Source organism: Granulosicoccus antarcticus IMCC3135 (assembly GCF_002215215.1).
GTDB classification, from domain to species: Bacteria; Pseudomonadota; Gammaproteobacteria; order Granulosicoccales; family Granulosicoccaceae; genus Granulosicoccus; species Granulosicoccus antarcticus.
Window position 1 is genome coordinate 5,555,022 of record NZ_CP018632.1, and the last position, 19,293, is coordinate 5,574,314.

The 19,293-nt window shown below is 53.9% G+C and carries 21 protein-coding genes; 3 read left to right on the top strand and 18 right to left on the bottom strand.

Annotated features, from left to right (window positions below; genetic code table 11):
• The first annotated feature begins 129 nt into the window (after positions 1-129).
• The 3 genes from pxpB to IMCC3135_RS24085 all read left to right on the top strand — a co-directional run bounded on the left by pxpB (position 130) and on the right by IMCC3135_RS24085 (position 2,849).
• Positions 130-894, top strand: a complete 765-nt coding sequence (pxpB, locus tag IMCC3135_RS24075; protein ID WP_157736241.1) for a 5-oxoprolinase subunit PxpB — start codon at positions 130-132, stop codon at positions 892-894.
• Positions 891-1,952, top strand: a complete 1,062-nt coding sequence (locus tag IMCC3135_RS24080) for a 5-oxoprolinase subunit C family protein (RefSeq protein WP_088919911.1) — start codon at positions 891-893, stop codon at positions 1,950-1,952. Before pxpB ends, IMCC3135_RS24080 begins: the two co-directional genes overlap by 4 nt.
• Positions 1,953-2,072: 120 nt before the next feature.
• Entirely contained in the window at positions 2,073-2,849 is a 777-nt protein-coding gene (locus tag IMCC3135_RS24085) for a LamB/YcsF family protein (protein WP_088919912.1), read from the top strand.
• Between the two features lie 77 nt (positions 2,850-2,926).
• Here IMCC3135_RS24085 and IMCC3135_RS24090 read toward each other — a convergent pair whose 3' ends face one another.
• The 18 genes from IMCC3135_RS24090 to IMCC3135_RS24175 all read right to left on the bottom strand — a co-directional run bounded on the left by IMCC3135_RS24090 (position 2,927) and on the right by IMCC3135_RS24175 (position 19,291).
• A complete protein-coding gene (locus tag IMCC3135_RS24090) occupies positions 2,927-3,400 on the bottom strand; it encodes a helix-turn-helix domain-containing protein (RefSeq protein WP_205737695.1) in 474 nt (157 codons plus the stop codon).
• Between the two features lie 167 nt (positions 3,401-3,567).
• Positions 3,568-4,062, bottom strand: coding sequence for a cytochrome c-type biogenesis protein (locus IMCC3135_RS24095; RefSeq protein WP_088919914.1), 495 nt, complete (start codon positions 4,060-4,062; stop codon positions 3,568-3,570).
• Positions 4,059-4,601 carry a DsbE family thiol:disulfide interchange protein gene (locus IMCC3135_RS24100; RefSeq protein ID WP_088919915.1) on the bottom strand — a complete coding sequence of 181 codons (543 nt, stop codon included), beginning with the start codon at positions 4,599-4,601 and terminating at the stop codon, positions 4,059-4,061. The genes IMCC3135_RS24095 and IMCC3135_RS24100 overlap by 4 nt, the downstream gene beginning before the upstream one ends.
• A complete protein-coding gene (locus IMCC3135_RS24105; protein WP_088919916.1) occupies positions 4,601-6,649 on the bottom strand; it encodes a heme lyase CcmF/NrfE family subunit in 2,049 nt (682 codons plus the stop codon). Before IMCC3135_RS24105 ends, IMCC3135_RS24100 begins: the two co-directional genes overlap by 1 nt.
• A complete protein-coding gene (ccmE, locus tag IMCC3135_RS24110) occupies positions 6,646-7,122 on the bottom strand; it encodes a cytochrome c maturation protein CcmE (protein WP_088919917.1) in 477 nt (158 codons plus the stop codon). The genes IMCC3135_RS24105 and ccmE overlap by 4 nt, the downstream gene beginning before the upstream one ends.
• Positions 7,119-7,283, bottom strand: a complete 165-nt coding sequence (gene ccmD / locus IMCC3135_RS24115) for a heme exporter protein CcmD (protein WP_088919918.1) — start codon at positions 7,281-7,283, stop codon at positions 7,119-7,121. Before ccmD ends, ccmE begins: the two co-directional genes overlap by 4 nt.
• Positions 7,276-8,025 carry a heme ABC transporter permease gene (locus IMCC3135_RS24120; protein ID WP_418251405.1) on the bottom strand — a complete coding sequence of 250 codons (750 nt, stop codon included), beginning with the start codon at positions 8,023-8,025 and terminating at the stop codon, positions 7,276-7,278. Before IMCC3135_RS24120 ends, ccmD begins: the two co-directional genes overlap by 8 nt.
• 197 nt (positions 8,026-8,222) lie before the next feature.
• Entirely contained in the window at positions 8,223-8,936 is a 714-nt protein-coding gene (ccmB, locus tag IMCC3135_RS24125; protein ID WP_472342922.1) for a heme exporter protein CcmB, read from the bottom strand.
• Between the two features lie 13 nt (positions 8,937-8,949).
• The gene (ccmA, locus tag IMCC3135_RS24130; RefSeq protein ID WP_088919920.1) at positions 8,950-9,609 is read right to left on the bottom strand and encodes a cytochrome c biogenesis heme-transporting ATPase CcmA; all 660 of its coding nucleotides are present in this window, start codon (positions 9,607-9,609) and stop codon (positions 8,950-8,952) included.
• 32 nt (positions 9,610-9,641) lie between these two features.
• Entirely contained in the window at positions 9,642-10,208 is a 567-nt protein-coding gene (locus IMCC3135_RS24135; RefSeq protein WP_088919921.1) for a DUF1285 domain-containing protein, read from the bottom strand.
• 9 nt (positions 10,209-10,217) lie between these two features.
• Positions 10,218-10,679 carry an acyl-CoA thioesterase gene (locus IMCC3135_RS24140; RefSeq protein ID WP_088919922.1) on the bottom strand — a complete coding sequence of 154 codons (462 nt, stop codon included), beginning with the start codon at positions 10,677-10,679 and terminating at the stop codon, positions 10,218-10,220.
• Positions 10,679-11,944: a phenylacetate--CoA ligase family protein gene (locus tag IMCC3135_RS24145; protein ID WP_205737697.1), complete on the bottom strand. Its 1,266-nt coding sequence runs from the start codon at positions 11,942-11,944 to the stop codon at positions 10,679-10,681. Before IMCC3135_RS24145 ends, IMCC3135_RS24140 begins: the two co-directional genes overlap by 1 nt.
• Before the next feature lie 56 nt (positions 11,945-12,000).
• Positions 12,001-12,828: an ABC transporter ATP-binding protein gene (locus IMCC3135_RS24150; RefSeq protein WP_088919924.1), complete on the bottom strand. Its 828-nt coding sequence runs from the start codon at positions 12,826-12,828 to the stop codon at positions 12,001-12,003.
• Between the two features lie 78 nt (positions 12,829-12,906).
• The gene (locus IMCC3135_RS24155; RefSeq protein ID WP_088919925.1) at positions 12,907-14,208 is read right to left on the bottom strand and encodes an ABC transporter substrate-binding protein; all 1,302 of its coding nucleotides are present in this window, start codon (positions 14,206-14,208) and stop codon (positions 12,907-12,909) included.
• A 174-nt stretch (positions 14,209-14,382) separates the two neighbouring features.
• Complete coding sequence (locus tag IMCC3135_RS24160) at positions 14,383-15,468, bottom strand: branched-chain amino acid ABC transporter permease (protein ID WP_088922045.1); 1,086 nt, start codon at positions 15,466-15,468, stop codon at positions 14,383-14,385.
• Between the two features lie 89 nt (positions 15,469-15,557).
• The gene (locus IMCC3135_RS24165) at positions 15,558-16,514 is read right to left on the bottom strand and encodes a branched-chain amino acid ABC transporter permease (protein ID WP_205737698.1); all 957 of its coding nucleotides are present in this window, start codon (positions 16,512-16,514) and stop codon (positions 15,558-15,560) included.
• The gene (locus IMCC3135_RS24170; RefSeq protein ID WP_088919926.1) at positions 16,514-17,338 is read right to left on the bottom strand and encodes an ABC transporter ATP-binding protein; all 825 of its coding nucleotides are present in this window, start codon (positions 17,336-17,338) and stop codon (positions 16,514-16,516) included. The genes IMCC3135_RS24165 and IMCC3135_RS24170 overlap by 1 nt, the downstream gene beginning before the upstream one ends.
• Positions 17,339-19,291 carry an AMP-dependent synthetase/ligase gene (locus IMCC3135_RS24175; protein WP_088919927.1) on the bottom strand — a complete coding sequence of 651 codons (1,953 nt, stop codon included), beginning with the start codon at positions 19,289-19,291 and terminating at the stop codon, positions 17,339-17,341.
• Positions 19,292-19,293: the final 2 nt, after the last annotated feature.

Genomic DNA, 19,293 nt, shown 5'->3' on the forward strand with positions numbered 1-19,293 from the left:
GCTCTGACGAGCCCTTCGGCGAATCGGCAATTCACAATATTTCGATAAAAAACTCATGCCCTCGATCAACGAGCAGCAGAAGAAGCATGTACGACTTGTGTCAATAGCATCAAGTCTGTTCCTCTGAGCGTGGCCGAGCACCCACAGGACGCTTGGGTTTTCTGTCCAGCGGGCGATCGCACCCTAATCCTGGAGTTTGGTCAATCCATTCAGCGTGATATCGTTGATCAGGTAGTCGCACTGGATTCCCGAATCCATATTGCTATCGAAACCGGCGTGCTGAAGGGCGTTCTGGAAACCATACCGACCTTCCGATCATTGGCACTGGTCTTTGACCCCCTTACAACCACACCCGAAGAACTGCTTGCGCAGATTCGTGCTCTGGAACAAACAGAGCAAGTGCAGGATTCGTCGGTGGCACTACGACACTGGGTCTTGCCCGTTCGCTACGGTGCTGAGGCAGGTCCCGATCTTTCCAGCGTCGCAGAACTCACCGGCCTCGATGAAGCCGCTGTCATTGAGCTTCATCTAAGCACGCAATTCAAGGTCTATATGCTTGGCTTCCTGCCAGGCTTTGCCTTTCTGGGCGATACTCCCAAAGAACTGCACCTGCCTCGTCGCAGCGAACCACGTCTGCGAGTACCCGCGGGTAGTGTCGCGATTGCCAAGCAACTGACCGGCATTTATCCTTGGGACAGTCCCGGTGGCTGGCATATTCTGGGCAATTGCCCCGTGCCCCTGTTTGATAGTTCGCAGGACTCCCCTACTCTTTTCAAGACAGGTGACATTGTCAGTTTTCGCAGTATCAATGCCGAAGAATTTCAGATGATCAGCACCTCGGTCACCAACATGACCTTTGATCGTTCCAGCCTTCAGCAACTGGCCAGTCAATGACAGACGAACTCCCCATGACAGGCACCACCCTGACCGTGCGGGCGCCGGGCCTGATGAGCACTTTGCAGGATCATGGCCGATTTGGCATGCGCAGCCTCGGTGTGCCCTGGTCTGGCGCCATGACACCAGTCTGGCAGCAACTGGCAAATGCTCTGGTTGGCAATTCTGAACGGCACAGCATTATCGAGTGCTTTGAAGGCGGGTTGAAACTTCACTCTGGAGATGCCCCGCTGCGCATGGCTGTCATGGCCGCTTCTGACGCAAAGATGCACCTTGAATCCGGCAATGAATCCAAAAGCATCAAACCGGGTCGTAGTTACACAGTGCCCCCCGATACTGTCTTCAAACTAAGCAGCACGGGTAGTTTCAGGCATGCCGTCATTGCCATCCAGGCACTGGAGAGCAGAGACCATCTGGGCAGCTCATCCACCTATACCAAAGCCGGACTGGGAGGCATTGATGGTCACGCCCTGACCGCTGGCGACTGCCTGCAGACATCGGCAACGCCACAAGGACTTGAGCGGGAGTGTCTGGATCCGCTTGCGAAGGCCTACCAGGCCAACACCTTACGGGTCGTACTTGGCCCACAAGACGATCACTTTTCGGACTCGGGCATTGAAACCTTTCTTGCAACCGAATACACGCTGAGTGCCGAGGTCGATCGCATGGGTGCCAGGCTATCAGGCCTGCCCCTGCAGCACCGCGACGCCGCAGCCCGCGATATCGTATCCGATGCGATCGTACCTGGCTCTGTTCAGGTGCCAGGCAACGGGCAGCCAATCGTCCTGCTCAACGATGCTCACACCGCTGGCGGCTATCCAAAAATAGCCACCGTGATCTCGATCGACTTGCCGCTGCTTGGTTTGCAGCGCACAGGCAGCACCTATCGCTTCGAGGCAGTCAGTGTTGAAGACGCTATTGCTGCAGTACGTCGTCAGGCTATTGACGTACAAAAGGCTATCAGCCAGATTTCAACGGTCAAAGACTTTACGCTCACCACTGAGATACTGCTCTCCCACAATCTGATTGATGGCGTCACTGATGGTCAGATGTCCTAAGGACTGAAAGGTCGTGAAATATGTATTTCATAGTCCTTCTGAGCTACCTGATTCTTTCAGGAGTAGATCAGACTAGAGCCTTGCCATTCATATATCTCAGCTCCCGGAAACCATTTATCCATGCAGCTCAATCTCAACGCTGATCTCGGCGAATCTTTCGGCCCCTGGCCTATGGGCGATGATAAACGCCTGCTGAATGTTGTCAATTCAGCCAATGTGGCCTGCGGCTTTCATGCCGGTGACCCTCTGGTCATGAGCAATACGATCAGCGCCTCGAAACAGGCGGGTGTCAGCATTGGTGCACACCCTGGATTTCCGGATCTGCAAGGATTTGGCCGCCGTCCAATGACGATGCCTGCCGACGAATTGCGCGCCATGATTCAGTATCAATTGGCTGCACTCGATGGTATGGGCCGAAGCATGGGCTTGCCTATAAGCCACGTCAAACCCCATGGAGCTCTGAATAACATGGCCTGTGAGGACCGCATCATGGCAGACGTCATTGCATTGGCGGTCAGGGACTTCGACGCCTCTCTGATCTTTCTGGCCCCGGTCATGTCTCAACTGGCCATCGCTGGCACCGACGCTGGTCTCAACGTCGCGTTGGAGATCTTTGCTGATCGTGCCTACACCGCGTCAGGCTCACTAGTCTCACGCAGCAAGCCAGGTGCAGTACTGTATACAGCCGACGCATGCATCGCTCATGTGCAAAGCATGATAGAAGCAGGCGGCATTGTCACCGAAGAAGGCGCCATTCTACCCACTGAATTTCATAGCATCTGCGTCCACGGCGACAATGCACATGCCGTCGACACAGCCCTGAAAATTCGAACCACTTTACTGAATCAGGGCCATGAGCTACTCACTCTGCCACAACTATTAAGCACTGCAGCCTGAGTCTGCAACTCGCCAACCAGGGCGAGTTACCCATGCTCACATCACAGAATAGTCAGGCTCGATGATCCTGGGGCAGCTCAGTATTCTGCAATCTTCGCAGAGGAGCTGCCCAGTATCGAGGCTGAATTGCGTACGGGCTCTTCAGGCAGTCTGCTTCGCAAATTCTGCTCGGGTTTTTGACCCAGAGAGCCAGCCCCTAACGATTTAGCGCAATCTGGTGTTGAACCACTGCTTGCCAGTTCTGTTCTGGTATCTGCCAACGCCTTGCGTGCACAGGCTTCAGTTACCTCCTCCGACATCAGATCGCCAAGAGAGATACCAATCGCCGACGTGACCTTGCGAAGTAGCGCAATGGACATATTGCCCTGCCCTGACTCCAATTGGGCGAGATATCGTTCCGAGACACTGGAGACTTCCGCAAGGCGCTTGCGCGACATACTCTTGCGAGCTCGTTGTTGCCGCACCCGCTGGCCTACAACCATCAGAAAATCTTCGGTTGACAGTTCATCGAGCAATGGCGTGACCATTGGATTTATTTCTGGTGTAATCATGTGTAAATACGCTCCATTCGTGAAGATTTATCATCACTATATTTCACAAATGTAACAATATCATGCAAAACGGCTGTCAGAAAAGACAAACTTTGATATTTAACAATTAACGACACACAAGTAACGGGATATGCGGTCTCGTTATCGCTTGAAATTGATACGAATTATCAGTCTCCCAATAATTTACGCGCACGTTCCAAACGCGCTGCATGCTGCTCTGCCGCCTGCGACGACTTTGTCATGGCAGCAATCTGTTGCTCCCTGTCTGTCGTCTTTCTGCGTCTGGCGGTCAGATAGACACTCCCCAGCCCAATCAACAGTAGCGCAAAAGGCCCCAACCAGAGAACAAGGGTTTTGGCACTGAACCTGGGACGATACAAGACGAACTCTCCGTATCGAGCAACCAGATATTCATCAATTTCGTTCTTGCCCTTGCCATCAAGAATCTGCAGTCGGATCTCTCGGCGCAGATCATCAGCCAGACTTGCGTGAGAGTCTGCCAGATTCTGGTTCTGGCACTTCAAGCAGCGGTATTCCTTGAGCAGAGAAAAATACAGCTGGCTCTGCTCTTCGTTTTCAAAGGTTGTCAGAACATCCGCCGCCTGAGCGGGAGCGAGCATGGGAAGCAGGCATAACAGCCAGACAAGTAATAACGCCTTCATGAGTTTGTCTCGGCCATCAACTGATCAATCACAGGCAACAATGTTTCTTGCAGAGCTTGTCCATCTACCGGCCCTACGTGCTTGTAACGGACTCTGCCGGCCTTATCCATGATGAACGTCTCGGGCACGCCGTACACACCAAAATCCAATCCGACATCGCCTCGACGATCGTCCAGCACATCGCTGAACGGATTACCCAGACGAGCCAGCCATGGCAGAGAGTCTTCAGGCTGATCCTTGTAGTTCAGACCGACTACGGGCACCGGGCGTTGTTCTGCGAGTTCAGTCAGAAATGGGTGCTCTTGTACACACGGACCACACCAACTGGCCCAGACATTGAGAACCCAGACCTGGCCTGCCATATCACGGCTGTCGAACTGCCCATCGGTTGCCGGCAGTCGATCCACGACGAATGCAGGCGCCTCCTTGTCGATCAATGGCGATGGGAGCTCTGTCGGATTCAGGGTCAAGCCCTTTGCCAGAAAGCCTGCCAGTGCGAGAAACAGTGCTAACGGCAATAATTTAAGTGCAAGACTCATCAGCTTTCAGAAGTTCCGGGGGCTGCGGTACTCGTAGCACCGAGGTTGGCAAAGGCTTTCTCGTCAGCTCCACGCCCCAGACTTGACCCCGGGTTGCGTGCCGTTGTCGATTGTTTGACAGCCAGACGACGGTAACGCCGATCGACCGCAGCCAGCACGCCGCCAACAGCCATGAAAATAGTACCCAGCCAGATCCAGCGAATATACGGCTTGGTCTGGATACGTACGCTCCAGGCGCTGCCACCATCCAGCGGTTCACCCATTGCCACAAACAGATCGCGCGTAAATCCCCCATCGATACCGGCTTCGGTCATGCCGTCCCGCCGTACGTCGTACACACGTTTCTGGGATTTGATGATACCGACATCCTGACCATCGCGTTCCACGGCGAATGTGGCTTCAGCCGCATTGTAGTTCTCACCTCGTACCTCTTCCATGGACTTGAAGGTAAAGGTGTAGCCGCCCATGGTATGACTGCCGTCAATGTCCATGCGTACGGTCTGTTCTTCCGTGTAGATAGAGGTCAGTGCGACGCCCACAGTAAATACGGCCAGGCCCAGATGCGCAATGCTCATCCCCCAGAAAGCGGCAGGTGTGTGCATGACCGCCGACAGACGCTTGCGCTGATTTCTGAAGCGGTAAAAGATACCGTAGATCGTCGAGGCAGCGACCCAGATTGCCAGAGCAAGCGTGGCAACCGCGCTGATGCGATATTCGAGCAATTGGGTTGTCAGCAAAGCGGCCAGCACCAGACTGGCAATGCCCAGTACCGCCAATGTTGTGGAACGTCCCTTCAACCGGTCACGTTTCCAGTTGAGCATGGCACCCAGCCCGACCATCAGCAGAATGGGCAGCATCAAGGGCACGAATACCGCGTTGAAATACTGTTCACCTACCGACAGCTTGCCGTAACCCAATGCATCGACGAACAATGGATACAAGGTACCCAGTAAAACAGCCGCACAGGCAACAACCAGCAGTATGTTGTTGAGCAACAACGCAGACTCTCTGGATATCAGCTCAAAGCTGGCGGTCGAGGTCAGTTTATGAGCTCGAACGGCGTACAACAGCAGCGAGCCGCCCACCACCAGACCGAGAAACAACAGGATAAACAAGCCACGTGTGGGGTCAGCGGCGAAAGAATGAACCGACGTCAGTACACCGGATCGGACCAGGAAGGTGCCCAGCAGACTCAACGAGAAGGCCAGTACCGCCAACAGGACAGTCCAGGCCTTGAAGACACCGCGCTTTTCGGATGCCGCCAGAGAGTGGATGAGTGCCGTTCCTACCAACCAGGGCATGAACGAGGCGTTCTCGACCGGATCCCAGAACCACCAACCACCCCAGCCCAATTCGTAATAGGCCCAGAAGCTACCCAGAGAAATTCCGATAGTCAGAAACATCCAGGCAATGTTGGTCCAGGGTCGCATCCAGCGCAGGGTGGCTGCATCCAGCTGTCCGTCTATCAGAGCGGCAATGGCGAAGGCAAAGGCAACCGCAAAACCGACATAGCCCATGTAGAGCATCGGTGGATGGATGGCCATACCCGGATCCTGCAACAAAGGGTTCAGAGATGCCCCGTCCAGAGGTATGGGAAAGACCCTTTCGAACGGATTGGAGGTAAGCAAAACGAACAAAAGAAAGCCGATGCTGATCAGACCCAGAACGGACAGTACCCGAGCCAGCAGAACTTGCGGCAACGAGCGGCTGAAAATGCCAACGGCACCGGTCCAGACAGTCAGTATGAAACACCAGAAGAGAATGGAGCCTTCGTGCCCTCCCCAAACGCCAGAGATTCGATAAATCAATGGCAGGGACAGATTACTGGTATTGGCGACATACAGGACGCTGAAATCATGTGAGATAAAAGACCAGGTCAGGCAGGCGTAGGCAAGAAAGGCGAAGAACAGCTGCGCCCCGGCAGCCGGTCGTGCCATATCCATCCAGCCGGAATGCCCGGTAAAGCTTCCGATCATTGGAATGACCGCCAGCACAATGGCCGTGCAAAGCGCAAGGATCAGGGCGAAATGGCCCAGTTCAGGAATCATGGCTCAACCACCGTTTTGTTATCGTAATTGGCAGCGGACCCGGGCATCTTGCCGGCTCTTTCCAAAGCATCTGCCACCTCAGGTGGCATATAGTTTTCGTCGTGCTTTGCCAGCACTTCCGTCGCACTGAAACTACCGCTGGTATCCAGTGCACCCAACGCGACAATACCTTGCCCTTCACGGAAAAGATCGGGCAATATGCCGACAAAGCTGACTGAGACAGTCTGCACATGGTCGGTCAGATCGAAGCGCACCGCCAGATCCTCTGAACTGCGCTGCACACTGCCCTCCACCACCATGCCACCAATGCGGAACGGTTTACCCGGATCGATAGCGCCAGCGGCTACATCCGAAGGCGAATGGAACAGCATGATGTTTTCCTTGAAGGCATTGACGCCAAAAGCGACGGCAATAGCCACACCGCCCAGCATCACACCGACGAGTATCAGACGTTGTTTACGTTTTGGAGTCATTTTTTTCTCCTGTGTTGTTGAGCGCGACGTATGGCACTGATTCGTACACTGCGATAACTGCGAGCTGACCAGAGCACAATGCCCCCCAGCAATACCAGTGCACAGGCGTAAGACGTCCAGACATAGAACGCATAACCACCCATATTGAAGAATTCAAGCATTTTCAGGCCCCTTGGTGTCCAGCTCAGCGACCCAGCTGGCACGTCCCTCACGAGTCAGAATCAGCGTTCTTACTCGAATCATCAGGTTATAAAAGTAAAGTAGCTGGAAGGCCAGCACCATCAGCAACAAGGGTCTGAGCATGCTGATGTGCATGGAGGGTGTGTCCAGCTTGGAGATGGTCGCAGGCTGATGCAGCGTATTCCACCATTCAACGCTGAAGTGGATGATGGGAATATTGACGACACCGACGACTGCCAGAATGGCGGCAGCCTTGGCAGAGCTCTGTGGCGTATCAAGTGAGCCACGCAAGGCCATATACCCGAAATAGAGAAACAACAACAGCAGCTCGGAAGTCAGCCGAGCATCCCAGATCCACCAGGTACCCCACATCGGTTTACCCCAGAATGATCCGGTTATGAGAGCGACGGCTGTGAAGGCGGCACCGATCGGGGCTGACGCTTCGGCTACCACATCGGCTATCTTCAGACGCCAGATCAGAAAAACAGCACTGGAGACTGCCATAACCATATAAGTAAACATCGACATCCAGGCCGCAGGCACGTGAATATAGATGATGCGATAGCTGTCACCCTGCTCGTAATCTGCCGGCGCCACGACAAGCCCCAGGTATAAACCAGCCACCAGGCTCAACAGGCACAGTGCGCCAAGCCAAGGTGCCAACCTTCCGGCAAACCGGTACATGAAAGGCGCTGAGCCGAATCGATGAATCCACTGAAACAATCTGATTTTTTCCTGTTGACCAACTTGTCTAGTTTAGCTGGATTTACGTCGTTGAACCCATTGTCCAGTGCTTCAACAAACCTGAAGACAGTGCCTGCCAGACTCATTTCTGAAATATCGACAACACATTGACAAGGTTCAGGGCACTTGGTTGCAATCAGACACGCTCAAAGCGTGTCAAAGCGTGTCAAAGCGTGTCAACGCCCCGCCGCCACTCCCACACGCAAGGCGCCGGCGATCGCCAGAGGCGCCAGTGATACCGCCAGAAAGACAATGGCGAACAACACTGACAGCTGTGCCGATATTTCAAGCCCCATACCCGCAGCACTAACCGCACCACTACCGAATATAAGTACCGGTACCGTCAACGGCAATACCAGTAGCGACAGTAAAACACCACCCTGGTTCACACTGACAATGAGAGCGGCACCGATTGCGCCAATGAAACTGAGACTCAGAGTCCCCAGGAACAAGCTTCCAACCAGTACCAGATAGGCACCTTCGGGAAGTTGCATCATCAAACCCAGCAATGGCGACAGGATCACCAGAGGCAATCCACTGGTTACCCAATGAGCCATGACTTTGCCGATGACGACAACAGTGAGCGGATGGCCGCTGAGCACCATCTGCTCCAGTGTCCCATCGCGGAAATCATTTGCAAACAGAGCGTCCAGAGACAACATCATGGCCAGCAATGCGCTGACCCACAAAACCCCCGGTGCAATGGTGGCGAGCATGTTCGGACCGGGGCCGATTCCCAGTGGGAACAGCGTGACGACAATAACGAAAAACAGCAACGGGTTAAGCCATTGGCCCGTTGCGCGAAAAGCCAGCTTCATATCCCGCTTGAAAACGCGCATGAAGATCGTGGCAATGCCGACCGAGAGTCGTGTGGAAGTTGAATAATTCACGGTTTCTGCAAGATCAGCCATTGTCCGACAACAGGATCGTCTGAACCGGTATCGGATCAAATGAAAGCGGTTGATGCGTGGTAAACATGACGGCCCCGCCAGCACTGACGTGGCGGCTGATTTGTGCCTTGACCCAGGCATAACCATTGGCATCGAGCGATGTCAAAGGCTCATCAAGTACCCACAAAAGCGCTGACTGCAGACGCAATCTGGCCAGTGAGATACGTCGCTGCTGACCCGCAGACAGGGCAGCACAGGGCAGATCAATCCGGTCCGCGATACCTAGCTCATCCAGCACCTGTGTAATGCGATAGCGTGCGCCGTCGCGTGCGCCGTCGAGGCCTTGATTGCCAGCACTCAATTCCGGACACAGCGCCAGCAGATTCTCCAGAGGCGTCAAACCCGCACTGATACCTGCCCGATGTCCCAGATACAGCAGACTGGCGTACAACTCGTCACGCACCTTGCGCACCGGTTGCCCACGCCAGTAGATCTCGCCCTCGTCGTATTCGGCAAGGCCGATGAGTGCCTTGAGCAACGTGGTCTTGCCACTGCCGTTGGTCCCCTGAATCTGAACGATACTGCCCGGCGGCACGCAGACATCCACGGCGTCCACCAGCAAATTATCACCACGCCAAATGGTCATGCCAGTGGCCGTCAACAATGCACTCATCTAGATAGTCTTCAAAACGTGACCTTCGGAGCTCATACAGCCCCTGAATCGACAGCGGCTTGGTCCGACAGCGGCATGAAACAACCTTTCGATACGACGCCCAGCACCCCGTTGCGCTCTTCGGCAAGCTCTGCCAACTGGTAGAAAACTGTACGACTGATCAATGCTGTCAGCCGATCTCTGACCAGTACATAGGGCGACGGTTCACCACCGGGAGTCGCATAGCTCACCGTAACTGGATGCTCTGCATCTGCGATGACTCTGTCACCTACATTCGTCTCGAAAGTCAGTACCTGCTCATCCGCCTCACCTTGCACCTCCATTAAAATGGCAGTAAACGGGGCATCCTCGACCACGATCCGCAAACGCTCCTGCGGTGTCACCAGGCAAGTTGCATCATCATCTACTCGCAAAATAGTTGAGAAAAGCTTCACCATCCGTGCACGATCTATTTTTGTTCCCTCATGAAACCAGTCACCGTTTCTGGCGATACGGATATCAATGTCACGTGTCAGCTCAGGATGCCAACTGGCAACCGGTGGCAATGAGCGCTGGGATACGACATCGGCAATCGATTCCAGAGAGGCTTGATCACTCATGATTTGTGCTCAGACCTCAGTGGTCGGTGATGAATCATCCAGCCTGTCAAAGTCGGATACAGGTTCAAGAATTGCTCGTGGTTGGCCGTCGGTGTCTATGGCGACGAAGGTAAACAGACCTTCTGTCACCTGCTCTTCAACAGCCAGTCGACGCCGTCGCACCCAGGTTTCCACACTGACAGTAATCGATGTTCGGCCTATCGCATGCGTCGCACAGTAACAACTGACCTCATCCCCGACATTGACCGGCTTGTGAAACTTCATGCCGGTAACGGCAACCGTTGCCACACGGCCCTGTGCGACATAAAAAGCATGCGTGCCCCCAGCCAGGTCCATTTGAGACAATATCCAGCCACCAAAGATATCGCCATTGGGGTTGGTATCCGCCGGCATGGCAACGGTTCTCAACGAGGCAGGTGTCGTTTCTCTATCAATGTCCTGAACATTGAGCTGATCTTGTGAAGCACTCATTAGTGTTGCTCGTAATCCCGCTGGTCTTCAACCACGACACCATCATTGGGCAGGGAGTCGACGACCTGAACCTTGCCACTCAGATTGGTCATGTTTTTCAGTGTGCCCTCGAGGCGACTGGATAGCGCCGCTATCTGCGCGGCATCATGGCTGTCTGCCGCCACGCTTTTCAGGGTGACCGACAGCGTCATGATATCCCGATCATTCTCCCGACTCACGCACAGACGCCAGCGTGCCAGCTCAGAGTATTCGAGTGGCAAGTTCTGTAACTGCACAGGATCGACAAACATTCCCCGCACCTTGACACGTTGATCGGCGCGGCCCATCCAGCCTTTGATCCGCATCGATGTTCTGCCACAAGGGCTTGCCTCTGCCAGCTCTGCCGACAGGTCGCCGGTGGCAAATCGCAACAAGGGATAGACCGGATCCAACCGCGTCACAACCACCTCTCCAACCTCACCGGGCGTGACAGGTGTAGAAGTGCCGGGTATCAGGATTTCCACAATCAACCCCTCGTTGATCAGCATGCCGGGATGAACCACGCCAGCGGTGGCGCTCTCATAGGCAATGACGCCCAGATCGGCCGTGGCGTAGCACTGCAGAACCTGGACCCCCTGTTCTTCATAGCGCTTGCGCATGGCAGGAAACAAGGCCCCTCCGGACACCATGGCTCGTTCCAGCGTTTTCAGAGGCTTGTCTTCCGCGTTCGCATGATCAAGCAATGTCTGCAGATAGTCGGGCGTGCCAACGTACACCTGTGCGCCACACTGCCTGATCGCCTGTACCTGAGTTTCAGTGCCACCGGCACCAGCAGGAAATACAACGCATCCCAGGGCCCTTGCACCTTCATCGAGTATGAATCCACCGGGTGTCAGGTGGTAGGAGAAAGTATTGTGGATACGATGACCACGACGAATGCCGGCTGCGTGCAATGCACGAGCTGCCTGCCAGGGATCACTCCCGGGTATCTGAGGTTCCCAGACAGGCCCTGGCGACATGAAGATGCGCTGACCTTCCAGTGACTGCATGTCGACGAAGCCACCAAAGGGAGGGTTCGCCTGCTGATACTTCATCAGTTCGCTCTTGCGCAGGACCGGCAATGTCTGCAAGGACTCGCGATCATGCACGGCCTCTGCAGCATATCCCTGCAGATGCGTCCCCAGACCCTCACAGGTTTGCATACAGGCGCTCAAACGAGCACCAAAGTCGGCAAAAAGAGCGGCTTCACGTTGCGAGGCCGTTTGCGTATCCAGTTGATCAAACATCAGTCGAAGTGCCATCCTGCCATTTAGTGGGGGGAGCTATGCGAAGGTGTGCGGGGCTATGCCAGCCATCGCTTGCGTCGCTTGTAGTGTTTCACGTTTCTGAAACTGCGTCGCTCCTCACCGCCGGTTCCCAGATAGAACTCCTTGACATCCGCATTCTCTCGCAAAGCCTCACCGCTACCATCGAGAACGACTCGCCCCGATTCGAGAATATAACCATAGGTTGCATATCGCAGAGCAATATTGGTGTTCTGTTCCGCTAGCAAAAAAGAAACACCGGTATCTTCATTGAGCTGTTTCACGATATCGAAGATCTCTTCAACCAGTTGCGGTGCCAGCCCCATGGACGGTTCGTCCAGCAGAATCATTGATGGACGTGACATCAATGCTCGGCCTATGGCGCACATCTGCTGTTCGCCTCCTGAGGTATAACCAGCCTGCGAGCTGCGACGAACTTTCAGGCGTGGGAAATAGTTGTAGACCATTTCCATATCACGTCGAATGGCAGCCGCACCGTCCTTTCTCGTGAAAGCACCTGTCAGCAGGTTTTCTTCAATACTCAAATGGCCAAAGCAGTGACGGCCCTCCATAACCTGAATACATCCACGCTTGACCAGTTCGTTGGGTGACAGAGACTGAACCTGGTTCCCCATGAACTCGATATTGCCCTTGGTTACCACGCCCCGCTCAGCCTGCAGTAGATTGGAAATGGCTTTGAGCGTCGTCGACTTGCCGGCACCATTGGCCCCCAGCAAGGCCACGATCCCGCCTTTGGGTACATGTAGTGAAACGCCCTTGAGCACGAGAATCACGTGATCATAAATGACCTCGATGTTGTTCACGCTCAAGATGTTTTCGCTGATCACGGGTTCAGAATCTTGCATGTGATTTTTGATCTCTCGTTGCAGGTAAAGCCGCACAGACACAGCTTGTGACTATGACCGTGCGGCTCTCGCATCGTGCTAGCCGCAGGTTTGTCCCTGCCATGATGGCTTATCGGATACAAAGTCTTCAGCCGCCTCTTCCAGCATCGGACGAACAACATCAGCCATGGGCGGAATCAGGTCGGAGATCTTCTCCCAGTCAGAACCATTCCATTGCTGGATGAAAATGGCTCCGTTGCCCTCATGGTCTGCACAACTACCCTGTACAGCCCCGGTAAAACCTGCCAGACCCAGCTCCGTCAATCGCTCTTCGTTCAGATCAATGTTCTCCAGCCCATCTCGCATATCAGCACCTGTGATGATTTTCTTGCCGGTTTTTTCCTGAGCAACACGAATTCCCTCAGCCAGAATCACCGCGTTGAACATGCCACGGTTGTACAGCACATTACCAACATCATCTTCAGACGCCACTTGGCTCAGCCCCTTTCTGACAACATGGGTAAGTACATCCTGAACGGCTGGAAAGTCCTGACCTATACCCGAAAAATTGGCCGCCAGATAACCTTTACCCGCTTCACCCACCGCCTTCAGATCATTGTGCGATCCGGCCCACCAGTTGCCGATAAAACGATCCAGTGGAAATCGAATCTTGGCAGCTTCCTTGATAGCTGTCGGGTTCATCGCTCCCCAGCCCCACATGATCATCCAGTCAGGACGTTCCTTGCGTACATTGAGCCACTGTGAAGACTGGTTCTGCATCTCCTTGCCACCGACTGGAAATTTGGCGACTTCGAAGCCCATGGATTCTGCCAACTTATCCAGCAATGGAATCGGCTCTTTGCCATAGGCAGCATCCAGGTAGATGAAACCGATTTTCTTGCCTTTTACGCCACCGTTCTGATCGATATACTTCAGAATTGAGGATAACTGGCTCCAGTAGGATGCCGGATAGACGAACGTCCATGGAAACTTGTCACCGGCTGCGGCGGCTGACAGACCGTAGCCCATCGAGAAAATGGGAATCTCATCGACAGGGGCCTTGGGTACCAGCGCCAGAGTGATTCCGGTCGACAGCGGACTATAGGCAAGAGCGCCTTTACCCTTGGTAGCTTCATAGCACTCGACGCCCTTCTGTGCGTTATAGGCGGTTTCGCATTCCTCAACAACGATCTTCACACCGTTGATACCACCATCACGCTCATTGAGCATGTTGAAGTAATCGGCATATCCATCGGCAAACGGAATACCGCCGCCGGCAAAGGGCCCGGTGCGATAGGTCATCGATGGCATGTAGAGCGAGTCCTGAGCCTGTACGACAGGCACCCAGCTACTGACGGCGATAGCTCCTGCTGCCAGTGCCAAGAGAGTGGTTTTTTTCATTCTATTCTCCTTTCGGTGGTGGTTCTTCTAGTACTTTTTTTGGTGAATTCTCAGTACTTTTTATGGTGTACGACGGATCTACCTGCCCTGCTACCACTCAGCAGCAGGGTCAGTATCGACAAGTGCCCCGGTATTCGGGATCACTTGCACTAGTGCCCTCCTGATGGAGAACGTCTAGCTATTGGCATAGGGGAAAGGCCAGGTTCTCAGTTTTTCCTTGGCGATCTGCCACAACCTGGCGAGGCCATGCGGCTCCACGATCAGGAAGAAGATAATCAATATGCCGATGATGATATTGGCCAGATGCTCTGTCGTGGCTGCCATCACATCCAGTCCCAGCAAACCCGGAATGATCTTGATGGCTATTGGCAGAACCCAGATAAAGGCTGCGCCCAGAAAGCAACCCAGCAATGAACCCATGCCGCCAATGATGACCATGAACAGAACCAGTAGCGAATGGTTGATATCAAATGCCTCGGCCTCCGCCGAACCTATCCAGAAAAAGACCATCAAGGCACCGGCAACGCCACAGTAGTAACTGGAAAAGGCAAATGCCGACAGCTTGGCCCGCAGCGGTCGTATTCCCATCAGCTCGGCCGCAATATCCATGTCACGAATCATCATCCAGCTGCGACCGATACGACCGCGCAGCACATTGGCGGCCACCAGCGTCATGACAGCAACCAGGACGGCTATGACCAGATACCGCACTGTCGGCGTCGCAGATGCACCCGTAATGACAATATCGAACAGCATGCGTTGAGGCACTTCAATGGCCCCCGAATCATTGTGGTTGTACAACCAGCCAATCCGGATAAAGCACCATTCTAGAAAGAACTGAGCTGCCAATGTAGTAATAGCCAGATACAGTCCTTTGATCCGTAAACTGGGCAGACCAAAAACCACCCCCACCGCCGCCGAAAACACACCGGAGAACAGCACCAGCAGGATGATATTGATATCAGGAAAATAGGTAGTGAGTTTGTAGCAGGCATACGCTCCGACCCCCATGAAGGCGCCGGTCCCCAATGAAAGCTGTCCGGCATAGCCTGTCAGGATGTTCAACCCCACCGCTGCCAGTGTGAAAACCAGAAACGGGATCATGATGGAGCCGATAAAAAAATCGGACGCCAGCCAGGGTATCAGTACAAATGCCACGACCATGATGAGCAGAAGCCCGACGCGATCCTGAAGTATCGGCAACAGCGCCTGATCAGCGGCATAGCTGGTCTTGAACTGTCCTGCCTCACGATAGAGCATGAAGATCTCCACGTGGCGACACGTTGTTGCAGTTCATGGGCATGGCACTCCTGTGCGGGTGCAAGTGCGGGTGCAAGTACGAGCAATAGTCATACACGTTCGATGATCCTCTCGCCGAACAAACCTTGCGGGCGGAATAACAGGAAGATCAACGCCAGCACATAGGCAAACCAGGCTTCCACGCCACTGCCGAACAACGCCCCCCAGTAGACTTCAAATACTTTTTCGCCGATCCCGATGACAAGCCCACCGACGATCGCGCCAGGGATAGAAGTAAAGCCACCCAGAATCAGTACAGCCAAAGCCTTCAGCGCAATGATTTCCAGTGCAAAGGAGACCTCCGAGCGAGCCCCCCACATGATGCCGGTAACCAGCGCAACGATACCGGAGGCGAACCAGACGATAGCCCAGATCTGATTCAGTGAGATACCCACTGACAATGCGGCCTGATGATCATCGGCCACCGCGCGCAGAGCTCGTCCGATACGAGTTTTGGAGAAGAACACACCGAGCGCCAGAACCATCACCATGGCAACCACGGCTGCCGCGATGTCAATATGCTGAAATATAACGATGCCGCCAAACACCTCCCAGTCGGTGGAGCCAGTTGGCAAGCCGAGCTGTTCGGTAATCATTGGTTTGGGCTCACCACCAAATATCAGCTGACCCGTGCCCTTGAGAATCAGGGTCAGACCAATGGTGGCCATCAGCAGGATGGCATCATGCTGATTGACCAGCTTGCGCAGCATCAGCCGTTCCACCCCAATGGCCAGCACACCCATGATACCCAATGCCAGTATGACGGATAACCAGGCCGGCACCCCCATCTCATGAAGACTAACCAGCGCCAGTGCTGCAAATACGACCATGATGCCTTGCGCAAAATTGAAGACACCGGAGGCCTTGTAAATCAGCACGAAACCCAGGGCGATCAGTGAATACAGTACCCCGGCCACAAAGCCTTCCCAAACAACCTGCAGGAAGAAATCCGGATAGGCCGCCATCTCGACAAAGGGTCCTACGAAGATGGAATGCAACATTTCCATCAGTGGGCTACTCCGAGATAGGCGTCAATGACTTCCTGACTGGCTTGCACTTCGGTGGGAGTCCCGTCAGCTATTTTTTTGCCGTAGTCCAGCACGACGACGCGATCGGCCAAGTCCATTACCACTCCCATGTCATGTTCGATCAATGCAATGGTGGTACCGAATTCTGTATTGAGATCGATGATAAAACGACTCATGTCTTCTTTCTCTTCCAGGTTCATGCCGGCCATGGGTTCGTCCAGCAACAACAAGTCCGGCTCCATGGCCATGGCACGCCCCAGCTCAACACGCTTCTGCAAACCATAGGGTAACCGTCCAACCGGTTGTTTTCGAATATGCGCTATTTCCAGAAAGTCGATGATTTCCTCAACACGTTTTCGATGACGAATTTCCTCGTTACGTGCAGGCCCGACATGCAGAACCTGCCAGAAAAAACCGCGGTGCATCTTCAGGGAACGCCCTGACATGATGTTATCCAGAGTGCTCATGCCTTTGAACAAGGCAACGTTCTGAAACGTTCTGGCGATACCCGAAGCTGCTGCCTGATAGGGCTTCATGCGCCGTCGCTGCTTGCCACGGAAATTGATCACGCCTTCCTGCGGATGGTAGAAGCCATTGATGACATTGAGCAAGGATGTCTTGCCAGCCCCATTGGGACCGATGATGGCCCTGACCTCGCCCTTCATGATATTGAAGGAGATATCGGTAATGGCCTGCACACCACCAAACGAGAGCGACACATTGGCTACGCTCAGAAGTTCCGTGGCCTGCCCATCTGGTTGTTCAGCAGTTTGCAAATCGCTATGCCCTGTTTGAGTAATCATCTAGGACACCTTCTGCAAGGTGGGCTCGGTACCTGCGACAGCACGAATCCTGACATCAGCTTCTATCGTGCCTTTGCGACCATCTTCGTAGACAACCGCGGTCGATACGAACTGAGATTCCTTGTCAGAATACAGGGCTTCAATCAACGGCTCATAGCGTTCACTGATGAACTTGCGACGAACTTTCTGCGTCCGTGTCAGCTCTCCATCATCAGCGTCCAGCTCTTTGTGAAGAATCAGAAAACGCTTGATGCAAGCCCCCTCCACTCGAGGCTCGGCGGCCAGATCACGATTAACGTCCTGGATATGGCTTTCGATCATCTCGTACACCAGAGGGTGACCTGCCAGCTCCTGATAGGAGGCATAGACGATATTGTTTCTTTCCGCCCAGCTTGAGACTGCGGTGAGATCGATATTGACAAACGCTGATACATAATCTCGCTGATCACCGAAGGCGACGACTTCCTTGATGGTAGAAAAGAATTTCAGTTTGTTCTCGATATATTTGGGCGGAAACAGACTGCCATCATTGAGTTTGCCAACATCCTTGGCCCGATCGATGATTCGCAAATGACCTTTGTCATCCATGAATCCTGCATCACCGGTATACACCCAGCCATCCGCGGTCTTGGTCTCGGCCGTGGCTTGTTCATTCTGGTAATAACCCATGAAGACACCTGGCGATCGATACAGCACTTCACCATTATCTGCAATGCGAATCTCGACATCGATGGCAGGTGTTCCGACGGTGTCAGCATCAATCTGACCATCGGGCTGAGCCGTGATGTAGACACTGGCTTCTGTCTGCCCATACAACTGCTTGAGATTGATACCCAGCGAGCGATAGAAACGGAAAATATCCGGGCCAATCGCCTCTCCGGCGGTATAGGCCACCCTGACCTTTGACATGCCCAGTCGGTTCTTGAGCGGTGCGTAAACCATCAGATCACCCAGCGCATAATGCAGACGAGACAGCAACGGCAAACCCACCCCGTTCAGCACGTTTTCCCCATGCCGCTTTGCCACCTTGATGAAATGATCAAACATGACACGCTTGGGTCGGCTTGCATCTTCCATCGCGACCATGATGGTGGTCAACAAGGACTCGAAGACCCTGGGGGGTGCGAAGAAATAGGTTGGCGCAATCTCGCGACGATCAGCCGTAATCGTATCCAGGCTTTCCGGACAGCAGACACAGTATCCAGCCGTTAATGATTGTCCATAGCTGAACACATGATCACCCACCCATGCCAGTGGCAGGTAGGCAATGGTTTCTTCATTGACGTCCAGTTTGTCGAACGTATTCGCATTGATGGATGTCACGATCAGATTGCGATGGGACAGCATGACCCCTTTGGGTCGCCCGGTGGTACCCGAGGTGTACAGCATTACGCACAGCTCATCGCTGACCAGCTTGTCAATCCCGGAACGCCACTCAACAGCCTGGTGTCTATCCCTTTCCAGCGTTTGTTTGCCACGTTTCTGAACCGCATCGATTGACAGAACCTGCTGTGCATCATAGTCACGCATGCCACGCGGCTCATCATAGAAAATCTGTTCCAGCAACGGTAACTGGTCCTGCACAGACAGAACCTTGTCGACCTGCTCCTGATCCTGACAAACGGCAAAACGCACACCGGCATGCTCCAGAACGAAGACCATCTCCTCGGCAACAGCGTCTGCATACATGGGGACCGGGATAGCACCAATGGATTGAATGGCCGCAAATGACCAATACAATCGGGGACGGTTGGCGCCAATAATCGCAACCTTGTCCCCCGGTTGCAGATCCAGGTCTCTGAGACCTAGTGCATAGATCTGGACCTCGGTACAGACGTCGGCCCAGGTCCACTCACGCCAGATACCCAGATCCTTGTGTCGCATTGCCACACGATTGGCGTAATGCTCAGCGTTCCTGAGTAGGTAATGCGGCAAACTGGGCAGTGCGTGCATGG

Coding starts and splice junctions, on each gene's coding strand:
- IMCC3135_RS24105 (WP_088919916.1), bottom strand. CDS start 6,649: ATGATTCCTGAACTGGGCCATTTCGCCCTGATCCTTGCGCTTTGCACG.
- IMCC3135_RS24085 (WP_088919912.1), top strand. CDS start 2,073: ATGCAGCTCAATCTCAACGCTGATCTCGGCGAATCTTTCGGCCCCTGG.
- ccmE (WP_088919917.1), bottom strand. CDS start 7,122: ATGACTCCAAAACGTAAACAACGTCTGATACTCGTCGGTGTGATGCTG.
- IMCC3135_RS24170 (WP_088919926.1), bottom strand. CDS start 17,338: ATGATTACTCAAACAGGGCATAGCGATTTGCAAACTGCTGAACAACCA.
- IMCC3135_RS24095 (WP_088919914.1), bottom strand. CDS start 4,062: ATGAAGGCGTTATTACTTGTCTGGCTGTTATGCCTGCTTCCCATGCTC.
- IMCC3135_RS24160 (WP_088922045.1), bottom strand. CDS start 15,468: ATGCTCTATCGTGAGGCAGGACAGTTCAAGACCAGCTATGCCGCTGAT.
- IMCC3135_RS24155 (WP_088919925.1), bottom strand. CDS start 14,208: ATGAAAAAAACCACTCTCTTGGCACTGGCAGCAGGAGCTATCGCCGTC.
- IMCC3135_RS24090 (WP_205737695.1), bottom strand. CDS start 3,400: ATGATTACACCAGAAATAAATCCAATGGTCACGCCATTGCTCGATGAA.
- IMCC3135_RS24140 (WP_088919922.1), bottom strand. CDS start 10,679: ATGAGTGCTTCACAAGATCAGCTCAATGTTCAGGACATTGATAGAGAA.
- IMCC3135_RS24175 (WP_088919927.1), bottom strand. CDS start 19,291: ATGCACGCACTGCCCAGTTTGCCGCATTACCTACTCAGGAACGCTGAG.
- ccmA (WP_088919920.1), bottom strand. CDS start 9,609: ATGAGTGCATTGTTGACGGCCACTGGCATGACCATTTGGCGTGGTGAT.
- IMCC3135_RS24150 (WP_088919924.1), bottom strand. CDS start 12,828: ATGCAAGATTCTGAACCCGTGATCAGCGAAAACATCTTGAGCGTGAAC.
- IMCC3135_RS24165 (WP_205737698.1), bottom strand. CDS start 16,514: ATGGAAATGTTGCATTCCATCTTCGTAGGACCCTTTGTCGAGATGGCG.
- ccmD (WP_088919918.1), bottom strand. CDS start 7,283: ATGCTTGAATTCTTCAATATGGGTGGTTATGCGTTCTATGTCTGGACG.
- IMCC3135_RS24080 (WP_088919911.1), top strand. CDS start 891: ATGACAGACGAACTCCCCATGACAGGCACCACCCTGACCGTGCGGGCG.
- IMCC3135_RS24135 (WP_088919921.1), bottom strand. CDS start 10,208: ATGAGTGATCAAGCCTCTCTGGAATCGATTGCCGATGTCGTATCCCAG.
- IMCC3135_RS24100 (WP_088919915.1), bottom strand. CDS start 4,601: ATGAGTCTTGCACTTAAATTATTGCCGTTAGCACTGTTTCTCGCACTG.
- IMCC3135_RS24145 (WP_205737697.1), bottom strand. CDS start 11,944: ATGTTTGATCAACTGGATACGCAAACGGCCTCGCAACGTGAAGCCGCT.